18 protein-coding genes and 6 pseudogenes are annotated in these 18,687 nt (G+C 67.2%); 10 read left to right on the top strand and 14 right to left on the bottom strand.

What is annotated here, in order from left to right:
- Positions 1-214: hypothetical protein (locus ACGF5O_RS48650; RefSeq protein ID WP_393816376.1), on the bottom strand; the 214-nt coding region annotated here is incomplete at its 3' end.
- Positions 215-285: 71 nt separating this feature from the next.
- Entirely contained in the window at positions 286-1,191 is a 906-nt protein-coding gene (locus ACGF5O_RS48655; RefSeq protein ID WP_393816377.1) for a hypothetical protein, read from the bottom strand.
- A 402-nt stretch (positions 1,192-1,593) separates the two neighbouring features.
- Here ACGF5O_RS48655 and ACGF5O_RS48660 point away from each other — a divergent pair, with 402 nt between their 5' ends.
- Positions 1,594-2,448 carry an IS5 family transposase gene (locus ACGF5O_RS48660; protein ID WP_393816378.1) on the top strand — a complete coding sequence of 285 codons (855 nt, stop codon included), beginning with the start codon at positions 1,594-1,596 and terminating at the stop codon, positions 2,446-2,448.
- Positions 2,449-3,242: 794 nt separating this feature from the next.
- On the opposite strand, the pseudogene ACGF5O_RS48665 reads toward ACGF5O_RS48660, so the two are convergent.
- Positions 3,243-4,424 (bottom strand): annotated as a pseudogene (locus ACGF5O_RS48665) (recombinase family protein); the annotation flags it as partial.
- A gap of 329 nt (positions 4,425-4,753) precedes the next feature.
- Between ACGF5O_RS48665 and ACGF5O_RS48670 the strand changes: the two are divergent.
- Positions 4,754-4,903 carry a hypothetical protein gene (locus tag ACGF5O_RS48670; RefSeq protein WP_393816379.1) on the top strand — a complete coding sequence of 50 codons (150 nt, stop codon included), beginning with the start codon at positions 4,754-4,756 and terminating at the stop codon, positions 4,901-4,903.
- Here ACGF5O_RS48670 and ACGF5O_RS48675 read toward each other — a convergent pair.
- The 5 genes from ACGF5O_RS48675 to ACGF5O_RS48695 form a co-directional block, all read right to left on the bottom strand.
- A complete protein-coding gene (locus ACGF5O_RS48675) occupies positions 4,875-5,345 on the bottom strand; it encodes a hypothetical protein (RefSeq protein WP_393816380.1) in 471 nt (156 codons plus the stop codon). The two genes, ACGF5O_RS48670 and ACGF5O_RS48675, sit on opposite strands and share 29 nt — an antisense overlap.
- Positions 5,346-6,201: 856 nt before the next feature.
- A complete protein-coding gene (locus ACGF5O_RS48680) occupies positions 6,202-6,468 on the bottom strand; it encodes a hypothetical protein (RefSeq protein WP_393816381.1) in 267 nt (88 codons plus the stop codon).
- 587 nt (positions 6,469-7,055) lie between these two features.
- Positions 7,056-8,159 carry a hypothetical protein gene (locus ACGF5O_RS48685; RefSeq protein ID WP_393816382.1) on the bottom strand — a complete coding sequence of 368 codons (1,104 nt, stop codon included), beginning with the start codon at positions 8,157-8,159 and terminating at the stop codon, positions 7,056-7,058.
- Complete coding sequence (locus ACGF5O_RS48690) at positions 8,156-8,734, bottom strand: RNA polymerase sigma factor (RefSeq protein WP_393816383.1); 579 nt, start codon at positions 8,732-8,734, stop codon at positions 8,156-8,158. Before ACGF5O_RS48690 ends, ACGF5O_RS48685 begins: the two co-directional genes overlap by 4 nt.
- Positions 8,731-8,970, bottom strand: a complete 240-nt coding sequence (locus ACGF5O_RS48695; protein WP_393816384.1) for a hypothetical protein — start codon at positions 8,968-8,970, stop codon at positions 8,731-8,733. Before ACGF5O_RS48695 ends, ACGF5O_RS48690 begins: the two co-directional genes overlap by 4 nt.
- 285 nt (positions 8,971-9,255) lie before the next feature.
- Between ACGF5O_RS48695 and ACGF5O_RS48700 the strand changes: the two genes are divergently transcribed.
- Complete coding sequence (locus tag ACGF5O_RS48700; RefSeq protein ID WP_393816385.1) at positions 9,256-9,510, top strand: hypothetical protein; 255 nt, start codon at positions 9,256-9,258, stop codon at positions 9,508-9,510.
- Positions 9,507-9,881, top strand: a complete 375-nt coding sequence (locus ACGF5O_RS48705; RefSeq protein ID WP_393816386.1) for a PIN domain-containing protein — start codon at positions 9,507-9,509, stop codon at positions 9,879-9,881. Before ACGF5O_RS48700 ends, ACGF5O_RS48705 begins: the two co-directional genes overlap by 4 nt.
- 129 nt (positions 9,882-10,010) lie before the next feature.
- Here the strand turns inward: ACGF5O_RS48705 and ACGF5O_RS48710 are convergent.
- A pseudogene (locus tag ACGF5O_RS48710) lies at positions 10,011-10,328 on the bottom strand (transposase family protein); the annotation flags it as partial.
- A 73-nt stretch (positions 10,329-10,401) separates the two neighbouring features.
- Here ACGF5O_RS48710 and ACGF5O_RS48715 point away from each other — a divergent pair.
- The 4 genes and pseudogenes from ACGF5O_RS48715 to ACGF5O_RS48730 all read left to right on the top strand — a co-directional run.
- A complete protein-coding gene (locus ACGF5O_RS48715; RefSeq protein ID WP_393816387.1) occupies positions 10,402-10,785 on the top strand; it encodes a hypothetical protein in 384 nt (127 codons plus the stop codon).
- 145 nt (positions 10,786-10,930) lie between these two features.
- Positions 10,931-11,848 carry a DUF6192 family protein gene (locus ACGF5O_RS48720; RefSeq protein ID WP_393816388.1) on the top strand — a complete coding sequence of 306 codons (918 nt, stop codon included), beginning with the start codon at positions 10,931-10,933 and terminating at the stop codon, positions 11,846-11,848.
- A gap of 68 nt (positions 11,849-11,916) precedes the next feature.
- Entirely contained in the window at positions 11,917-12,261 is a 345-nt protein-coding gene (locus tag ACGF5O_RS48725; protein ID WP_393816392.1) for a RacP protein, read from the top strand.
- 13 nt (positions 12,262-12,274) lie between these two features.
- A pseudogene (locus ACGF5O_RS48730) lies at positions 12,275-13,196 on the top strand (IS5 family transposase); the annotation flags it as partial.
- On the opposite strand, the gene ACGF5O_RS48735 reads toward ACGF5O_RS48730, so the two are convergent.
- A complete protein-coding gene (locus tag ACGF5O_RS48735; protein ID WP_393816393.1) occupies positions 13,144-13,293 on the bottom strand; it encodes a hypothetical protein in 150 nt (49 codons plus the stop codon). The pseudogene ACGF5O_RS48730 and the gene ACGF5O_RS48735 overlap by 53 nt on opposite strands.
- A 187-nt stretch (positions 13,294-13,480) precedes the next feature.
- Between ACGF5O_RS48735 and ACGF5O_RS48740 the strand changes: the two genes are divergently transcribed.
- Complete coding sequence (locus ACGF5O_RS48740) at positions 13,481-13,852, top strand: DUF6896 domain-containing protein (RefSeq protein WP_393816389.1); 372 nt, start codon at positions 13,481-13,483, stop codon at positions 13,850-13,852.
- Positions 13,853-13,857: 5 nt separating this feature from the next.
- Here the strand turns inward: ACGF5O_RS48740 and ACGF5O_RS48745 are convergent.
- From ACGF5O_RS48745 to ACGF5O_RS48755, 3 genes and pseudogenes are all read right to left on the bottom strand, one after another.
- Positions 13,858-13,980 (bottom strand): annotated as a pseudogene (locus ACGF5O_RS48745) (IS5/IS1182 family transposase); the annotation flags it as partial.
- 110 nt (positions 13,981-14,090) lie between these two features.
- Positions 14,091-15,872 (bottom strand): reverse transcriptase domain-containing protein, encoded by a 1,782-nt coding sequence (locus tag ACGF5O_RS48750; RefSeq protein WP_393816390.1) that lies wholly within the window; start codon positions 15,870-15,872, stop codon positions 14,091-14,093.
- Positions 15,873-16,414: 542 nt separating this feature from the next.
- A pseudogene (locus ACGF5O_RS48755) lies at positions 16,415-17,094 on the bottom strand (IS5 family transposase); the annotation flags it as partial.
- A gap of 306 nt (positions 17,095-17,400) precedes the next feature.
- On the opposite strand from ACGF5O_RS48755, the gene ACGF5O_RS48760 reads away from it, so the two are divergent.
- Positions 17,401-17,997, top strand: a complete 597-nt coding sequence (locus ACGF5O_RS48760; RefSeq protein ID WP_393816391.1) for a DinB family protein — start codon at positions 17,401-17,403, stop codon at positions 17,995-17,997.
- A 376-nt stretch (positions 17,998-18,373) separates the two neighbouring features.
- Here the strand turns inward: ACGF5O_RS48760 and ACGF5O_RS48765 are convergent.
- Positions 18,374-18,687, bottom strand: a pseudogene (locus ACGF5O_RS48765) (hypothetical protein); the annotation flags it as partial.

The raw sequence follows: 18,687 nt of genomic DNA on the forward strand, positions 1-18,687 counted from the left end.
GCGCCGCATCCAACGACGCACCGACCTCATCGAGGGTTGCCTCGCCGAAACCGGCCTCTCGCTCAACACGACAACTCAACGGAAAGGTCAGTAACGACACCGACCAGCCGAGTTGGATGTATGCGCGAGCGGCAGCAGCCGGAGCGCGGGTGTTGATCGGCTCCATCGGCCGACGCCCCCAAGTGATCACATAGGTACGGATCGTGACGACCATGAGGATGGAGCCCGGAACGCACCGCGCCCCCTAGATTTTCTAGGGGGCGTTTCAGCACGGGTGGCGACGGGTCAGTGCACGAGCTCCATGTGGCGGATGAGCCCGGAGAGCGCGCTGGCCTGGGAGGGCACGCCGACCCGGGCGAGGTCACTGACAAGAGCCCTGGCCATGGGGTCCGAGTGGACGTAGAACGGCGCCTCCGCCGCGGCTGCCCGAAGCTTCGTGACCGCGCTCCCGCTCTTGCCCATGCGGTGCAGGGCACGCGCCTCGTCGATGGCGAAGTGCGTGCGCCGCTCGCGGCTGGGGACGTCTCCGACGTTGACGTTCGGCACCTTCTGCAGGCCCGTGTCGGGCTGGTCGACCTCGACGCCGGCCTCCGCTGCGTGCACGGCCACGGTGCCTCGGCCGAACACGGTGTGCGCATCGACGTCGTACCAGCGGTCGCCGAGCCGGTCGGCGTCCTCGAGGGCCGCGTCGATCCGGGCCCAGGCGTCCGTCTGTTGGTTGCCGCGCGCGTGGGCGATGGCGCACCGCAGGTGGAGAGCGCCCCGCAGGGAGACCGCCGCATCTTGGGTCCCGCGACCCGACGTGTACGGCTCCAGGTCCTGCAACGCGGCGTCGGCGACCGCCACCGTCTCCCGCAAGCTCGCCTGATGAAGCAGGGCCCCACATCGGTCCCACGCCACCGAGGCCTTGACGACCGGGTCGTCGAGCTGCGCGGCGGCGCCGGCCGCGACCTCAGCGGCGATCCACGCCAGATCCGGGTAGCCCAGCTGGTTCAACGTCATCCGTGCGGTGCGGGCCGCGTCGACCAGGAGGCGCAGGACGTCCTCGCGGATCCGCTCGTCGGCGACGAGCAGCGCGGTGTTGAGGTCCTCCACCGTCGGGGGCAGCAGAGTCGCGACCTTGGGCAAGTCAGCCGCCTGGCGCGCGACGTTGGCGTTGCGGGAGCGGACCCGCAGGGCATCAAGCTCCACGTGCGGGCCTTGCGGACTCAGACCGGGGTGTCCGGACAGGATCAGTCCGGCACGGCGCAGGCCGGTACGAAGTGCTGGAATGTGGGCATGGGCGAGATTGCCCTCGTTGCGCTGGAGACGGTAGGGCTGGCCTAAGACGCCATCCGCTTATCGATGGCGGGGCTGGTCTGGTCGAACAGGGTTCCTGTTCGGGTGATCGCGCGAGAGCCGGCGCATGACAGCAGGGCCTCTTGGTAGGTCGGGGGTGCGAACCAAACCGATCACCAGGAGGCCCTGTTGCCGCAGTCTTTCGCGCTCACCCACGTGGAGTCCAACTCGCCGTCCCTGTCGTGTGACTGCCTCGCGCACAGGTTCGGCAACGCGGCCGACGGGCCAGAGCGCGTGCGGTGTTACGGCTCGGACATGACGGATACGGAATGGCAGGTCATCCGGGCGGTGCTGCCGGTGCCCGCGTGGCTTGAAGGACGGGGCGGCCGGCCGGAGAGCTATTGCCACCGTGTGATGCTGGATGCCGTCCGCTACGTGGTCGACAGCGGCGTCAAGTGGGCCAATCTGCCTGTGGACTTCCCGCCGTACCGGCGTGTGCATGCATTCGCCCGCCGCTGGCAGGTGACGGGTCTGCTCGCCGAGCTCCACGACCGGCTGCGTGACCGCGTGCGGGACAAGGAGGGCCGTTCACCGGACCCGACGGCCGCAATTGTGGACTCGCAGTCACTGCGGGCAGCGGCGAACATCCCGCGCTCCACGTCCGGCTGGGACGGCGGGAAGAAGGTGGGTGGCCGCAAGCGGCACCTGGTGGTGGACTGCCTCGGCCTGGTCCTGGCCGTCGCGGTGACCGCGGCGAGTGTGCAGGACCGCGACGCCGCCGTCCCGCTGCTTGAGCGGCTGCGACAGATGTACTTCTCCATCCGCCTGGTGTGGGCGGACGGCGGCTATGCCGGGCGGCTGGTCGACTGGGCAGCCGAGAAACTCCACCTCACCCTGGAGATCGTCAGACGCACCGACGACACCATGGGCTTCGTGGTGCTGCCGCGCAGATGGGTGGTGGAGATCTGTCAAGCACAGTGCACTCATGGAGTCTGTTGCTCTGTTGTCTCGGCGGTCTCGGTCCAGATGCGGCGGCTGTACCAGCCAGGCGGACGGGTGCGGCGTTCGCGGAGTTCGGCGAGTTCTCGCTGGTCGGCGTGGGCGATGAGCCGGTGGGGCCAGCTGGTCTCCCGGCGGGTGGTGATCCAGCCGCGGTTGATCCAGGCATAGAGGGTGGAGGTGGTCATGTCCAGCTCGGCGGCCAGGTGCTTGAGCCACCACTCGTCGGGGCCGGGCTCCTCGCCGGGGGATGCGGGGCGGTGACGGTGGACACGGCCTGCGGGGCAGGCGAGGCGGCGCATGAGGTCGCGGATGGTAGCTGCGGAGATCCGTTTGCCGCCCTTCGCGGGCCGGAAGCCCTCGGCTTCCAGGCGGCCGGCGATCCCGTTGGCGCCGATGCCCTGGTCTGCGAGTTCGCGGATCCGATCGGTCAGTTGCGGGTAGTAGCTGAGCTGCTCCAGCCGCTGGACCGGACGGGTCACCGCTCCCGCAGTCGTCGTCCCGCCAGCCCAGACGATCGTGACCTGCACCTGCTCGCTGGTGCCGAGCACGGTGACGACGACCTTGTCGACGACCGCGCGGACGATCTCCTTGCGGTCGACGGAGGTGGTGCTGTCCGCGTGCCACAGTCCCTCGATGTCGCAGGCCAGGGCCGTGATGGTCTGCCGCTCGGCCGAGGTGAGGGTGCGGGGGCTGCTGCGGGTGAAGCGGTCGTAGTCCTCCTGGAGCCGCTGCTGGGCGGCGAGTGCGTCCTCCCACTCCTTCTCCAGTTGGCGGACGACCAGGCGGTTTTCCGGCTCGGCGAGGTGGTGGCTGCGGCGGGCGCGGTCTGCGTCCTGCGCGGCGCGTTCCAGTCGCAGTGACCACAGCCGTTCCAGCTCGGCCCGCTCGGCCAGGACCTGGTCGGCCGCGTGCAGGGACACTTCGACGGCGGCGGGCGTCAGCGCTGCGAGGACCTGTTGCTCGACGAAGGCGTCCACGCAGGCGGAGTTGAGCAGTTGGCAGTTCTTCTGCGCTCCGTAGTCGGTCGCGTCCCGGCAGCACACGTACTCGGGCAGGGCCTTGCTGTGCTGGGTGTGGTAGCGCATGGTCATGCGCCTGTTGCAGCGTCCGCAAAAGACCAGGCCGGCCGCGAGCGCGGGGCCGCCCCGGACCGCGCCCATCGCTTCGGAGACAGCGCGGTTGGCAGCCAGCTTCGCTTCGTTCGCCTCGAACTGGGCGACGGTGATGTAGGCGGGCAGGACGTTCGGGATCATCACATGCCATCCGTCCCGGGAGCGGACGACCCGTCCGGTGCTGGGGCGGGCCGGGTCCTGGCGGCGCGAGTCGACCCGGCGCCGCCCGTAGGCGTAGATGCCGGCATAGGCGGGGTTGTGCAGCAGGCTGTGCAGCGTCATCCGGTTCGGCCTTCGCCACTCCACAGTGCCCTTGTCCGGTCCCTCGCGCAGCCGGATGCCCAACTGGATGTCGTGGTCGACGAGATAGCGAAGTACTGCGTGCAAGGTGCCGAGCCGCTCGAACTGCGTGAAGACCAGGCGGATGACGGTCTGCACCTGCTCGTCCGGGTCGAAGGCGACCTCCCCGGACGGACGCCGGATGTAGCCGCTGGGTAGCGGGAAGGCCAGCTCGCCGCGGCGGGCCTTGTTCAGGCGCCCGCTCCACATCCGCTGCTTGATGAGGTGGAGCTCGGCCTCGCTCATCGTGCCCTTGAGGCCCAGCAGCAGCCGGTCGTTGTACTCGCCCGGGTCGTAGACCCCGTCGGTGTCCGCCAGCACCGCTCCGGACAGGGCGCACAGCTCGATCAGCTGGTACCAGTCCCTGCCGGAACGGGCCAGGCGGGACATCTCGATCCCCAGCACGAGACCGACGTGGTCCAGACCGATCTCGGTCACCAGTCGCTGGAAGCCGGTCCGAGCCGTCGCACTCGACCCCGACCTGCCCAGGTCCTCGTCGATCACCAGGACGCGGTCCGCCTGCCAGCCCAGCGCGACCGCCCTGTCGACCAGGGCGTACTGCAACCGGGTTGACTCCTGGTGGTCGACCAACTGCTGGCGCGTCGACTGCCGGACGTAGACCACCGCAAGCCGCTGCAGGTGACGGTCATCGATCTTGCTGCCGGGACGCTCCCACGGCATCACCGAGGTCATCGCGGGTCCCGTTCACTCACCGTAGCGGTGAGCGTCAAAGCGCGGCTCGCCAGCCGCACCAGCTGCCCGACCACCGCCTGCCGGTTCGCCTCCGGCAACGCAGCCCACACCTGCCCGTCCGGCACCATCCGCATCGTTGTCTGGGGCCGACGTCACTGTCGTCGGGCATGACGGCTTGTTCCCCTCGTCGTTGATCCGGCCCCGCAACCGATGGGCCACAGCAACCAACCGCCGCAGACCCTCACGGCCGATTATCGGTGTCCCCGCACTGCCTTGACTATCCATAAGCGCAGTGTGCTTGTGCGATTGAAAGAACGCTCAGCTGGCTGATGCGTTCGCGCCGCCTGGTGCGCGACTACGAGACCCTGCCCGTCATGCACGAGGCCATGGTGCTGTGGTCGATGACGATGCTCATGAGCGGCCGCCTGGCCGGACGCCGCCCCAGCGCCTTCAGCCGGCCGGCACCACGAGCGCGGTGAACACTCCCGGCCGCGCCTGCCGAACCCACCCCCGCTCCACCAGGCGCTTCGCCTTCGACCGCAGCCCCTCGACCTTCGCTGGAACCACCTGAAGCCCCAGAGCCCTGGCCAGCTGCTGACAGCGCATGCCCTCCCTGCCTGCTTCCGACTCCAGCACCGACACGATCCGCTGGTAGTCCGGCGCCAGGACCGACACCGCCATGCCGTCGGTCCGGTGGGGCACCACCGAGCCAGCCACTGAACCCCGCTGCGGCTCCTCGACCACGGAAGGCGGATCGGCCAGCACCTCGGCCACCATTGCACGGGCATCCACCAGCCTCTGAAGAGCCCGTTCCGCCTCGCCGAACGCGGCCTGCACCCGCTCGGCTTCCCCCTGCAACCGTGCGACCTCTTCCCGCACCTTCTTCTCCTGGGCTTCCAACAGACCGGGCACCGACGGCATCAGCCACCTCCACGAGCGACGCGAGCGAACCGTCCGCATCTCTCCCGCCGAGAGCCGGAGTTCATGCCCACCCAGCCCGAACCAAACGATCACGTTCGGAATGCGGATGGCGTCTAGAGAACACAGCGAGCCTCTTCTGCTGACCCTGGACAGCGACGGCCTGGAGCATTTGAGACCGACAGACATCGACTGGATACGACCCACCGTGCACGACCCAGCCCTGCGCGCCCACCTGGATCGCATCGAAGCCCGCTGGCGCAAAGGCTGAGAAGCTCCCGGCCGCAAGACCATGTTTCCGAACGTCTGCGTGATCAAGTCGTGCGACGCGCCCAGTCTGGCTGGCACTTCCAGCGTCTGCTTCAGGTCTCTCCTGAGTAGGTCCCCCCAGCCTTGTGGATTCTGGTCCTGCGAAGACGACGCGTGCCTGGCCGGACAACTACACGCAAGGGGCCTCTGTGGCCGAATTGCCCAGGAATTGGGCCGGAGCATGGGGGCATGACGTTCCGTCTCGTCAGCACCGGCGTGGTTGGTTACACCGTTGAAGAGTCCCGGGAGTACCGAGGGGTGGACGCCCTCGGCCGCACCCGTCGTACTTGGCCGGCGGCCCACGACGTGCGCGCACTCGTTCAGGCGAGACCTACGCCAGCGCCTCGTCCTCAGGGTTGTTGGCGGAGGTCCTGGCGGCAGGACCCGTCACGCCGTCGTCACGGCCACCCGGCTGCGAGCTACGTGAGTCGGGCCGGGCATCTCGGTGGTGAAAATCTGGTTCGGCTTCCTGTCGTGCCGGACGTCCTTCTTGCCGGGGCCGACGGTCGAGCGACCGCACGCCCCGGCGAGGGGACCCGGAGAGTACCTTTCAACACTCGGGGGAGATGGAGGATGACGAGCATGTGGGGACGGCGGCGCCAGTGGCCGGACCGGACGTACTCGACGGTGTGGCCGCCCACCCGAGCGCCACGAGGAGCCCCGCCACGACCACGCCAGTACCGATCGCGGCAGCCAGGTCGCCCGTGGCCGGGACCGTGGTGCTGTTCTTCTTCGTGTTCTGGTAGACGCCGACCCCGACGGCTCCCGCCACCAATGCGATGAGCAGCAGGCCGGGGGTGATCACGAGCATGGTCATCGGATGGCCGGCATCCCCATCGGCTCGGCACCGCCGTCGCCGGGCGGTCCGTACGTGCCGACGACTCCGGCCGCTGCTGTTTCCCCTGGTCGGGGGCGTTGTCGGAGGTGTCGTGTAGCTTCGGGAATGTCAGTCAAGGGTTTCTCCTTCTGTCGGTACGAGGGGGTTGGGGTACCCGGGACACACTGGGAGCCCTGGGGTGCGGCCAGCCGGCAAGCAAAGTCCGCACTTCCAGGGCCTCTTGGTCGTGCACAGAGTGCTGCCCCCGATGCTGCCGCCAGGGTCTGACGATGCCGTGTCCGTACTCGGCACGAAACCGGCGAACAACCCGGTGGCGTCCTCTGCTCACTGAACGCGTCGTCGTCACGTTCAGTGAGAAGCCAGAAGGCGCTGTGGATCACCGGCGAGTCCGCCCGGTACAGCGCGGCGAAAGAGTGAGCGGGAGATGTGCCAGCCGCCCTGCCGAGCCCAACAGATCCTGGGGCGGAACTCCAAGAACTCTTATCGGTCCTCTTGTCGATCGTGTCGCAGCATCTGCAGATCAACGGCTCCTCGGACCCCGATGCCGGCATGGCCAGGACCGAGTATCAGAGTTCGGCGACGTCTTGGATGGTTGCGGTGCCGGACCGGATGATCCAGACTCCGCTGCCCGCCTGTGTCTCCTTCGAGTGGGTCTTAAGGTCATTGATGTCTACGGCTGGCGGCCACAGGGTCGTGTGTTGTGACCAGTGGACTCCGGCGAGGTCGGTGCCTTTCAGATCGGCGTCACGCAGGTCTGCCTGGGTAAAGTCGTCGAGAAAGGTGTGCAGCGACTCCAGGTCGAGAGCGGGCGGTGTGCAGTTCAGCGCCAGTCCGATGGCCCGGCAGACTTCCTGAATGCGGATGATGACGATCATGTGGCGCGCGCTGTCGAGGTGATGTGTGAGGTCCTGGTCGGAGAACTCGCCGACTTTTCCGCGACCGAGAAGGCCGAGAATGTGCTCCAGGAGGGAGCGCAGGGCGCGGGCGCGATCTAGGGCTCGGGCGAGGCGGTGGGCGCGTTCTCGTTCGAGGGCGTGGCAGAGGCTGTCGACGTTGGCGATGTCGCGGGCGCAGGCTTCGGCTTCGGTCTGGCCGAAGTAGGGATCGCGGGTGAGGCCGAGGCTGCGAACGAGCTCGCGTGCCAAGGCGTGAGCCTGGTCGAGACCGGGGTGGCTGACGTGATTGACCACGGCGGAAATGTCCCGGCCGAGAGCGAGGGCCAGGTCGAGGGCAACCCGGCGGGCGTGACTGCGGACGAGAGTTTCTGTGTTGTCGACGCCTGCGGCTCCGCCGATGCCGAGATATTCGTCAAGGTCGCGGGTGAAGGCGAGCGCGCGGTCCAGCCCGAGGCTCGCGGTCCGGACGCTGAGGCTGTTGCGCAGGGCAATACGGTCTGCGGGGCTGACGGTGAGCAGGAGATCCTGGACACCCGGGGAGCTGTGGGCTACGACAGGGCGGGGAGGAGGCCCCGTGTTGAGGATGTCCGCAAGGCCCCCTTCGATGTCGAGGACTGTGTCGAGGCTGTCCACGGCAGCGCCGCACCGGGAGGCAATGAGGATCTCGCGCAGACCGGCCTTCACATCGAGCAGTTCATCCAGGGCGGACGCGAGAGTGTGATGCTGCTGGACGAGCCAGTGGTCGACGGGGTCGTGCCCAGGGCGGACGGTCATTGATCCTCCGCCCGTGTTTCGAGATGGGCGGCGGCAGCGCGGCGGGCCTTCTTGAGGTTCGCGCGCACGGCATCGGCGCTCAGGCCAAGCTGTTCAGCGATGTCGGTGGGGGTGAAACCGTAAAGGGTCCAGGCCAGCACCTGACGTTGTCTCGGTGGCAGCCTGCGCAGTACGGGAAGTATGTCGTGTCCGGTCTCCCACTCTGTGACGGCATCCGACTGGGGCACCAGGGACGTGGGCTCGGGCACCTGCTCAACGAGGTTCTCTACCGAAGCGATCCGTCGGGCGAGTGCGCGGGAAACTGCCCTGTATACCCAGGGTTTCGGGTGATCGATGCCGTCCCAGCAGTGGTAGGCGTCGGTCATGGCCTCCTGGGCGATGTCGGCGGCGGTGTGGACGCTGGCACCGTTCATGACCAGGAAACCGACCAGCGCGCTGAGGTTGCTTTGGTAGAAGGCGGAGAACTCCGTGTCCTTCACCTGTCGCAGGAGCTGCCGTGGGTACCGGTCGGATATCGGGGCGGCGGATGCGGCGGCGCGGTGGTCGGTGCCGTCTACCGGATCTTGCTCGTTCATGCCGCCTCCGCGCATTTCCGAACGCTGGAGATCTTCGCCTGCAGGCGCTGACCGTCACGACGTCGGCCGGGCGGCTCCGTCTGTCCGTCGGCCTGGATCTCTTCGGCGAGGCCGAGGCCGCAGGCGAGGTACCCCCGCCCGCGGGTCATCCGCCGCGGCCGTGGCCGGGGTCCTTGAATTAAGGAGGTCTTCTCACTGGTGGCCCAGCTGCCCAGCAGCGCTGTGGTCATGTCCATCCGGTGTCTCCATCGTCTCTCTGTTCGGGCTGAGTGAAGTTAAGGGGAAAGACAGGCCTTGATCGTGAACTTCCCAGCTCAGGTTGTCCGATCTGCGTCATATCTGACCATGTGAAGTCTCGCCATGGGTGGGTGACGGAGCTATTGGGATGGGGGCAGGTCGGCTTTACGATCGGCGAGCTTCTAGGGCGGCTGACGTCCGGGCCCGGGCAGGGGGGACCGGGCCGCCCCTTGATCCCGTCATGAACCGCCCCGCTGCGATTCTACTGACGGTAGAATCGGGGTATGAGTAAGCCGACCAGTATCAAGACGAGCGAGGCAGTGCGTGACCGGCTGCGCGTTCTCGCTGAGGAACGCGGCACCACGATCACGGAGCTGGTGGAGGAACTCGCCGCTCGCGAGCTCACAGCGGCGGAGCGGGAGCAGCGCGCTGTCGTGGCCGCCCGGGAGCTCGGCATCGAGTACACCGACCAGGTCCAGCAGGCCGGCCAGGACGCCTGGGCGAGGATCCGCGCCCACCAGGGCGACGCGGCCGCATGAACCTGACGGCTGTCCTGGACCACACCGCTCTGGCCGCTCTGTTCCGTGCGGATGCCTTCTTCACCGGCCTGTACATCGAGGCCTCGCGAGGCACGGGCCGGGTGATCATCCCCTCGCTGTCGGTCCTGGCGGCCGAGCGGCGGGTCGCTGGCGCGGGCCGGCACGCGGCGTCGCTGCGGTTCGCGGTGAACGTGCCGTTCACCGCCGCGCACGCGGTGGACGCGATGGACTGGGCGCATGTGGAGTGGCCGGTCGCGCACGCCGCGGCGATCGCCTGGCAGTCCGTGAAGGCGGGGGACCCGCTCACGGTCCTGTCGCTGGACCCCGGCCTGTATGCGGGCACCGGCATCACACCGCTGAATCCAACGTGACCTGGCCTGACCGCCGTTCCCTATGGCTGGAGTCGCACGTGCCCGAGGGCACCGTCGCCGCCGTCACCGACTCCCTCTCCGACACCGGCGGAGCGCCGGGGACCGGCCGATCGCGCAGCGTCTGGACGCGATCAGCGCTGCCTCCTTCGCGAACCGCTTGCGTGGCGTGAGCGCGAGCTTCGGGCCAAGGTGGTCGATGATGCGACTGGCTGCGGACTTCGACACACCGAACGGCGGCGCCAGTTGCCGTAACGTCAGGTTGGTCCGCCAGTATGCGGTTACCAGCGGCACACGGTCCGCCAGCGACAGCCTCCACGGGCGCCCGCGACTCGGAGCGTCGGCTCCCTCTCTCCGCAGCTGGGTCACGAACTTGCCCAAGGTACGCGGACTCAGCCCCGTGAACGGGGTTATCCAGGACGGCTCCGCCGCCGTGATCACGCCAGCCAGCCAGAGATCATTTGAATTGCCGACGCCCCTGCCCACGGTTGATCCTGGGCACCGAGCAAGTAGGGGGGACGAGATGGGACTGATGCTCTTCCCAGGTGACGACGACGTGGCGGGCCCAGACGTCTCCTGGTCCCACACCGGCTTCAGCATGTTCAGGAAGTGGTTGGCCCAGACCGAGGGGTTCACGCTCGCCGAGATGGACGGCTTCGGCGGAGATCGCCAGTGGTCCAGCGTCTCCACCATGCTGGTGCCACTGCTCAACCATCCAGACGACGATGGCCCCGACCTCACGCCTGCTCAATGCGCGGCGATGTTGCCCCGGCTGACAGCAATCCTCGACCAACGTCAGCCTGACGACGGTGACCCTGGTCACCGACGGCGCATCGAAGACGTCATGCAGCTGGTCACTGTCCTGCGGATCTGCGTGGACAAAGACGTCGAGCTCATCTTCGGCTAAGAACCTGATTTGGAAGCCCTCTACACGTAAGCCTTGGCCATTGGTTGCTATGGATCTGACTGCGGGTTGAAGCTCGTGCAGTGGGGCCGGGACCTGTCGCCGGCGGTGGGAAAGCCGACGTCCCGGGCCACAGGGGGTGAGCCTGATGCCCGTGAGCACGAAGGTCGGGAGCGTCTCGCGCGCGAGGTACGACGAACTCGTGGGTGAGGACCGGCAGCTCGTACTGGACGAGACGAAGATCCAGTTCAAAATCGGGGACGACGCCTTGGAGATCTGCCCGTTGCGCGACTGGGGCGGTTCGCAGCCCGCGGCGAACGAGGATCTGTTCGGGGTGCGGGAGACGCTGGAGATGTTCGCTGACGATATCGGCGTCTCCTACAACCAGGTGCGGACCTACCGGTACACCGCCGGCCGGTGGCCGCGTGAACACCGGGCGGGGGGCGTCCCGTTCGAGATCCACCGCATCCTGGAGAAGCTCGACGACCGCTTCGAGCGGATCGCCAGTCCGCCGAAGCACCCGCGCAACGGGAAGCTGCAGTGGTCGGGGGACGCTGCGAAGCGGCAGGTGGGCTGGCAGGTGGACACGCCGGTGTCGGTCCAGGAGAAGGTGGAGGCGATCCACGACCTGGCGGCGGACGAGCAGGTGGCCGCCCGGGTGGCGACCGACTTCCTGCGCCGTCCCGGGGTCGCCTTCCGCGCTGCCGGCGACACGACAGCCCGGCACCTGTTCAACAAGGCGCAGTCCGACCGGTGGCAGCAGGCGGAGGAGGCCGCCGCGGAACCGCTCACCGGGCAGGAGGAGAGCCCGGTGGCCCCGGCGATTAGGGCGATCGACCGGACGCTGGAGTTCCTGGACCTGGTGGGGGCCTGTCACAAGTTCGTGGCCTCCACCAGCAGGCTGGTGCCGCTGATGCGGGACCGGACGCTGGCTCCGGACGCCCGGGAGGTCATCGGGCACAACCTCGCACGGGTGCGGGCCGCGTGTGACTGGGTGGAGCACGCGGTGTCGACCGGCGAGACCGACATGGACGAGGAGCTGGCGAAACTGCTGCGGGGTGAGTAGCGGTGGCCCGCTCACGCCGTAAGGGCGATACGGCACGGGAGCACGCCCGCTGCATCAGCCGCATCCTGATGGAGGCCCGCCCTGCCGGGCTGCACTTCCCGCAGCTGCGGATCGCGTGCGAGCTCAGTCCCGCCCAGGTCCGTTCCGGGCTGGCGATGCTGCGGGACATCATCACCGAGATGGGCTGGCCGCCCCTGGTGCACACCAGGGCGGACGGCTACATGTTCACGGCCGACCCCGACGAACTGGAGCAGTACGAGGTCGCGAAGATCCACGAGAAGCTGACCGAGGTGCGGCGGCTGATCACCGCGACGGTCGGCCCGCACGCCAGGCTGGCCCCGGACGACAAGCGGGTCCGGCACATGATCACCCAGCTGAACTCGGTCGAGTCCACACTCGACCTGATCGCCTGAGGAGGGGGTGCTCATGAGGCAGCGCCGCTACCCCTCGGACGTCACCGACGCGGAATGGTCGCTGATCGAGCCTCTCCTGCCGCCGCCCGCATGGACGACGCGGCGCGGCGGCAGGCCCGAGAAACACCCGCGCCGCGAGATCGTGGACGGCATCCGGTATGTGTGCTCCGAGGGCTGCCGCTGGCGTGCTCTGCCCGTGGACTTCCCTCCGCACCAGACGGTCTACGGCTTCTTCAGGCGCTGGACGAGATCCGGGGTCTGGAACACGGTCCGTGACCACCTCCGGCGCGAAGTCCGCTGCCAGATGGGCACCTCCCCGCACGCGGTGGCCACCGTGCTCGACTCCCAGTCGGTCAAGGCGTCCGAGACCGTCGGCAAGGACACGCGCGGCTGGGACGGCGGGAAGCTGATCAACGGACGCAAACGGCACCTCCTGACCGAGACGCACGGCCTCCCGCTGGACGTCATGGTGACCTCGGCCGGTCTGCACGACAGCAAACCGGCCAGAGACCTGCTGACCCGCACCCGCCGGCTCCACCCCGAACTCGCCATCGTCTGGGCCGACTCCGCCTACCGCGGCCCCTTCGCGGAATGGGCCAAGACCGAACTCAAGCTCACGATCAAGACCGTGAACAGATCCAAGGACGCCAAGGGCTTCGTCGTTCTGCCGCGCCGCTGGGTGGTGGAACGGTCCTGGGCGTGGGTGATGCACGCCAGGCGCCTGGTCCGGGACCACGAACGACTCCCCGAAAGCTCCGAGGCGATGATCAACCTCGCGGCGATCCGGCTGATGACCCGCCGACTCACCCGCCCGACCGTCCATCCCACCGCAGCCCGCCCACGACCGGGCGAAACGCTGAAAGCGGCCTGACCAGAGCAGACCTACTCCTCGTCCCAGTCGTCAAAGTCGTCTTGCGGATCGTTCGCCTCGGCCGCGTCGACAGCCCGGTCAGCGAAGCCGGAAACGGCAGTCTCGCTCTCGGGATCCCGTGCGGCCGCGGCCGCGATGCGGTCGGCTGCTTCCCAGTCCATCGGTGTCCCTCGTCCCATACACCGAGCATCACGCCGTGGCGAGATCCATAGCAACTACTGGCCACGACTTACTGATCGTTTCAGAATGCTGTCGCGGAGGCGCTGGCTGCCCCATGGAACAATCCGTTCATTCACGGGCTCAGGGGGATGACGTCGTATGGAACGGGTTGGGGCTGCTCGAGACCTCGTGCTCGGTTACGTCCGCGCTCTGAACGCGATTGACGAGGCCATGAGGGCGGCGATCCCCTCGCTTGAGCGACTGGTGGACGTCCTCGGCCTGGCCCGTTCGCGCCGGATCAGCCGGAGTGGTCACATCGGCACCTACTCCTACACGGTTCATGGGGCAGGCTGCCGCTTCGTGAGCGACAACGGCACTGAGCTCGATGTGGACTTCGCAGCCGACGGGAATGAAGTCTTCGACCTCTGGAGGCTGCGCTGGTATGGGCAGAGCCTGCCAGAGTCTGTTGACGTCACGGACGAGGACCTGCGGTCCGCAGTGAGTTCACTGCAACCGCTTCTGACCGAGGTGCGGCCGGGGTGGTTCAGCGTAGCCAACTGATCGCTTCAGGATGCGGTTCGTAGGCGGCGGAGGCATATGAGGCTGCAGGCCAGTTCGAGCAGGCCCTGGTGGAGCTCGGCGCGTCGTTCGTAGCGGGTCCGGAGCCGTTTGAACTGGTGCAGCCAGGCGGTTGGGTCGGCCGCGCGGCGAGGTGCTCGCCGTGAGGGCGAGTCCTGTTCCGCGCGGCCTCCCGCCGAACCGGACATGACGGTTTCCCGGTCATCCGGCTCTCCAGTGACTACTGCGTGAATGGTTTGGCCGACCGTTCCGAATGGATACGGTCGTGGCAGATGTCGCAGGCCACGACAGTTTTTCGGCGCCGATGGAGCATGACGCGCGCCCAGTCAGAAGGCTGCCATCCGGCATGTGCCAGGTCGGCGAGAGCGCGGACGTGGTGCACTTGCACGTTGCCCTTGCTTCCGCAGATCTCGCAGGTATCCGCCAGGAGTCTCGCAATGAGTTCCTTCTGCGGATAGTCCACCCGGACAGGCTCACGATCGGCGAGTTCCGCCGCCCGCTGCCGTTGGAGGGGAATCCCACCGAATCGGGCCACCAGTGGCGTCCTGTTCTTCCGCTCGATTCGGGCCTCGAAACAGACTCGGGGTCCGTTGGGGGTGTCGATTCTGGCCTTGTGCTTGGCTGCCATCTTCGACACTGACGAGCGGTGCTTGGCTGCAAGAGTCTTGAGCATGGAAGTCTCCATGACCCATTGCAGCCGATGCAGCCGGAAGACATCTCCGGCAAGCAGGTAGTACTGGACGACGCCCCGATAGACGGTCCCGAAGGTCGCCACGATCGCGTGATCGCTGCTGTTGATCAGGGCCGTCTTCTTCGCGGGTTTTCCGCGATCGGTGTAGGGGGCGCACTTGGCTTTGATCACGTCCCGTGGGACACGTAGTGCTATCTGGCCGTTGACCCGACGGTAACGGCCGGTCTTCTTCGTGTCGTTGTGCTGGGTCGTGATCTCGTAGCCGAGAAACCTCGCTGCCCGGGTGCGGGCGTGAGTGAGCAGTGTCTTTTCCTGGGACAGTTCCAGCTTGAGTTCGTCACGCAGGAACTGCCCCAGGCGTTGTTTGATCTGCTCGGCCTCGGCTTTCGGTCCGGTGAAACCGAGGAGGTGATCATCCGCGTAGCGTATGTAGCGCAGCCTGCGGTATCCCGGATCGTTAGGATCCGCGCTCGGCAGGCTGACCATCTGCTGACGCAGCGCACGGGCCTGGACCCGGTCGCTGCGCCGGCGGGCTTTCGCCAGCAGATTCTGCAACTCCAGATAGGCCGGGTTGCGGGCCCGGCGCTTCCCTCGGGTGTACTCCGGAATCAGAACTGTCTCGACGAACTCATCCAACTTGTGCAGGTAGATGTTGGACAGGATCGGGGAAGCCACCCCGCCTTGCGGCGCTCCGGAGAGTGTGGCGCCCCACCTCCAGTCCTCCAGGTATCCGGCTGTCAGCATGTTGCGCACCAGTCGCAGGAACCGCTGGTCATGGATCCTCTCGCCGAGGGTCGACAGCAGGACGTGGTGGTCCAGGCTGCCGAAGCAGTCGGCGATGTCCCCTTCGATGAACCAGGAGGTCCCGGTCCAGGTGTGGTCCACCTCCCGCAACGCGGTATGGCAGCCACGACGGGGACGGAATCCATGGGAGCGGTCGGAGAACGTCGGCTCGTAAAACGCCTCAAGTAACAGGCGGACCACCTCACCGACGAGCTTGTCCGACCAGGTCGGTAGCCCCAGCGGACGCGTCTTCCCGTTCTCCTTCGGGATATGGACGCGCCGGACCGGACGGAAGCGGTAACGCTCGTGGCGCATCGCCTCGATGATCCGGTCGATCTTCCGCTGTGACATGCCGTCCACGGTTTCTGACGTGACCCCGGGTGTCATCGCACCATGATTGGCATAGATGCGACCGTAGGCCAGCAGATACAACTGCGGGTTGAACATTTGCCGATACAGCTCATCACACGGCAGGCCTCGCCTGCCGCGTTCACGCAGGACACCCAGCACCGTTTTGGCGTTCTGCATTCCGCATACCTCCCGGCTTCGGGTATCCGAATCACCTGGCCCCCTTCGCCCGATGTGGACGGCTTTCCCGTCCCCCCTGGCCGGTCGTGACTCCGGCGACTACTACGGGGCCTCCGTCGCCATAGGATTCGCATCCCGTAGGCGATCCCACGTTCGTCTCTGTCTGTACGTTCTAGCGCGAGTTAGGCGTCCCACTCATCTCCTTGAATGTCCTCGCTGGACATCGCTCCGCACTCGGGAAGTTGCTCCGGCCACAGCAATCGAAGCCAGGGCAGAGTGCGGCACCGGTTTCAGATGTCTTTCCGGCGGATGGGAACTTGCATCTTCTGGAGATTGGGCTTCAAACAATCCAGTCTTCGCCATATCGCGCGGGCCACCCTGCGCACCGTGCCCGACAACTGGCCCCGGCCGCAGGTTTTCTGACATGCTCTTGTCCCCTTCACCTTTCGGATCCAGGTAAGTCATCGGGCCCAGGAACCTCCTTCCGAGTTCCTCCCGGCTGAGCCGGGGATACAAACAGAGCGCCTCGTGGCGCACAAGCCGCGCTCGACCACCCAGCGCACCTTGCCCAGTCCGGAGCCGTGGGCGGCGCCGCGTCGGGCGATCAGCGGTTTGATGCCGCGCTTCCAGAGCAGGCGGCGGTACTTGTCGAAGTCGTAGCCCCGGTCGGCGTACAGGCGCCGGGGCTTGCGGCGGGGGCGTCCCCGCAGTCCCCGGATCGGTGGGATGGCGTCCAGCAGCGGCAGGAGCTGGGTGACGTCGTGCCGGTTGCCGCCGGTGAGCGTGACAGCGAGCGGGGTTCCGTGCCGGTCGACGATCAGGTGGTGCTTGGAGCCGGGGCGGGCCCGGTCGACGGGCGAGGGGCCCACATGATCCCCCCTTTGAGGGCTCGGACGTGCGACCCGTCCACGGAGCAGTCGTCCAGGTCCAGCAGGCCAGCGCGGCGGAGCTCGGCCAGTAGAGCGGCGTGCAGGCGTGGCCAGACGCCGACCTCGGTCCAGTCCCGCAGCCGGCGCCAGGCCGTCACACCGGAGCAGCCCACGGTCTCCGCAGGGACATCGCGCCACGCGACACCGGTCCGCAGCACGTACAGGACGCCGGCGAGTGCAACTCGGTCGGGAACGCGTAGCCGCCCGGGGTGGCGACGGCGCCGCGCGGGAGCAGGCGGCAGCAGCGGGGCCACCCGCTCCCACAGGTCGTCAGGAACAAGATCAGCACGCACTCCGGACACCTTGCCGACCAAGATCGTCGAGCACAAGGCCCGCAGCTCAACTCATTCTGAAACGATCAGTTATTAACTGGGCTTCGCGAGTATGACGAGTCGCTCTGTGCCGAGATTGAAGGTGGCAGTTTGCGGGCCAGTCCCGACGGGAGCTGGTGGCGACCGATGTGTGACTGGCTGTGCCACTTTCACGGGGAGTCATTTCGAGTTGACCTGGGGAGTCGTTTCACGGCGCCGGGCAAGATCAATTTCACTGGCTTTTGACGTCACTCTCGACTGTCAGCGCCGGGTGGAAGACTGCCCGGCATGATCGAACCGAACCCGAAAACGGACCATCTCCGATACCTGCAAGAGGCGCGTGATGCCCTGGTGTGGAAGCTCGATGGGCTCTCGGAGTACGACATCCGCCGTCCGCTGACCCCCACGGGCACGAACCTCTTGGGACTGGTCAAGCATGTCGCTGGCGTGGAACTGGGCTACTTCGGCGACACGTTCGGGCGGCCGTTCTTCGACGAGAAGCCGCCGTCCTGGTGGTATACGGAGGACACAGAACCCAACTCGGACATGTGGGCCACAGCGGGCGAGTCGCGTGAAGACATCGTCGGGCTGTATCGGCAGGCGTGGAAGCACTCCGACAGCACGATCGCGACACTCACGCTGGACGCGATCGGCCGTGTCCCCTGGTGGCCGGAGGGACGCCGGGAGGTGACATTGCACCACATCCTCGTGCGCGTGATCTCCGATACCCAGCGGCATGCCGGCCACGCGGACATCGTGCGAGAGCTCATCGACGGATCCGTCGGATACCTACAGGGCAAGGACAACATGCCGCCAGGGGACCAGGCATGGTGGGAGGGCCACCGGAGCCGCCTGGAGCGCGTGGCGCGGGAAGTCGACGGCTGATCTTGCCCTGCTGCCGACCCCGCTGACTCCGGAGTCGGCCATGCGGACTCGTCCAGGGCCCGCCGGACCGTCCTCCAGATCACGTTGTGCGTGCGCTGAAGCGCCCGCAGCGACATCCCCATCCGGTGATCCCGCCGGATCGCCGCGTACAACTCGACCTTCGACTGCGAGTTGCCCAGGAGGCCCCCAGCGGGAGGGGCATACCCCGCAGTCCCACCGCAAGCCCCCAAGTGGCGTCAAAGCAAACTGACATCGCAAACTAGGCCAGATGGTGACTCCCACAGTCACGTCCAAACGGCTCCCACGGTCACGGTCACGCACATAACCATGTGGCTGGGCGCCCGAGTGGCCATTCCCGACCAAGGGGCGGGGTTGATCAGTCCGGCTTCCGCAGTGTCCGTCGGAGTGTTTCAAAGGCGGTGGGACGCGGTCGGTCCGGCAGGAAGTCGCGGATGCGAAGGGCGCTTTCCCGCGGGCTGCGGAGGCTGGTGTCGACGTCGAGGTCATGCAGTCCGTGGGAGTGCACCTCGCCGTACTGCATGGCGGCCAGCCCCAGCTGTCGGTCGCCGCGCGCGATCTCGCGGCGTTCCAGCTCAGTAGGTGTTTTTCTACTCGCTTCCTTGGACTGTGTTCCGGCAGTCCGGGAGCGAGTGATCTTTGTTCTGGAACAGAGTGCGCATGCCGCAGGGA

This window comes from Streptomyces sp. NPDC048291 (assembly GCF_043201715.1).
In the GTDB taxonomy this organism is placed as follows: Bacteria; Actinomycetota; Actinomycetes; order Streptomycetales; family Streptomycetaceae; genus Streptomyces.

What these genes read in the sequence shown, in the direction of transcription:
- ACGF5O_RS48660 (WP_393816378.1), top strand. Translation starts at nt 1,594, where the DNA reads ATGACGGATACGGAATGGCAGGTCATCCGGGCGGTGCTGCCGGTGCCC.
- ACGF5O_RS48670 (WP_393816379.1), top strand. Translation starts at nt 4,754, where the DNA reads ATGCGTTCGCGCCGCCTGGTGCGCGACTACGAGACCCTGCCCGTCATG.
- ACGF5O_RS48675 (WP_393816380.1), bottom strand. Translation starts at nt 5,345, where the DNA reads ATGCCGTCGGTGCCCGGTCTGTTGGAAGCCCAGGAGAAGAAGGTGCGG.
- ACGF5O_RS48680 (WP_393816381.1), bottom strand. Translation starts at nt 6,468, where the DNA reads ATGACCATGCTCGTGATCACCCCCGGCCTGCTGCTCATCGCATTGGTG.
- ACGF5O_RS48685 (WP_393816382.1), bottom strand. Translation starts at nt 8,159, where the DNA reads ATGACCGTCCGCCCTGGGCACGACCCCGTCGACCACTGGCTCGTCCAG.
- ACGF5O_RS48690 (WP_393816383.1), bottom strand. Translation starts at nt 8,734, where the DNA reads ATGAACGAGCAAGATCCGGTAGACGGCACCGACCACCGCGCCGCCGCA.
- ACGF5O_RS48695 (WP_393816384.1), bottom strand. Translation starts at nt 8,970, where the DNA reads ATGGACATGACCACAGCGCTGCTGGGCAGCTGGGCCACCAGTGAGAAG.
- ACGF5O_RS48700 (WP_393816385.1), top strand. Translation starts at nt 9,256, where the DNA reads ATGAGTAAGCCGACCAGTATCAAGACGAGCGAGGCAGTGCGTGACCGG.
- ACGF5O_RS48705 (WP_393816386.1), top strand. Translation starts at nt 9,507, where the DNA reads ATGAACCTGACGGCTGTCCTGGACCACACCGCTCTGGCCGCTCTGTTC.
- ACGF5O_RS48715 (WP_393816387.1), top strand. Translation starts at nt 10,402, where the DNA reads ATGGGACTGATGCTCTTCCCAGGTGACGACGACGTGGCGGGCCCAGAC.
- ACGF5O_RS48720 (WP_393816388.1), top strand. Translation starts at nt 10,931, where the DNA reads ATGCCCGTGAGCACGAAGGTCGGGAGCGTCTCGCGCGCGAGGTACGAC.
- ACGF5O_RS48725 (WP_393816392.1), top strand. Translation starts at nt 11,917, where the DNA reads ATGGAGGCCCGCCCTGCCGGGCTGCACTTCCCGCAGCTGCGGATCGCG.
- ACGF5O_RS48735 (WP_393816393.1), bottom strand. Translation starts at nt 13,293, where the DNA reads ATGGACTGGGAAGCAGCCGACCGCATCGCGGCCGCGGCCGCACGGGAT.
- ACGF5O_RS48750 (WP_393816390.1), bottom strand. Translation starts at nt 15,872, where the DNA reads ATGCAGAACGCCAAAACGGTGCTGGGTGTCCTGCGTGAACGCGGCAGG.
- ACGF5O_RS48760 (WP_393816391.1), top strand. Translation starts at nt 17,401, where the DNA reads ATGATCGAACCGAACCCGAAAACGGACCATCTCCGATACCTGCAAGAG.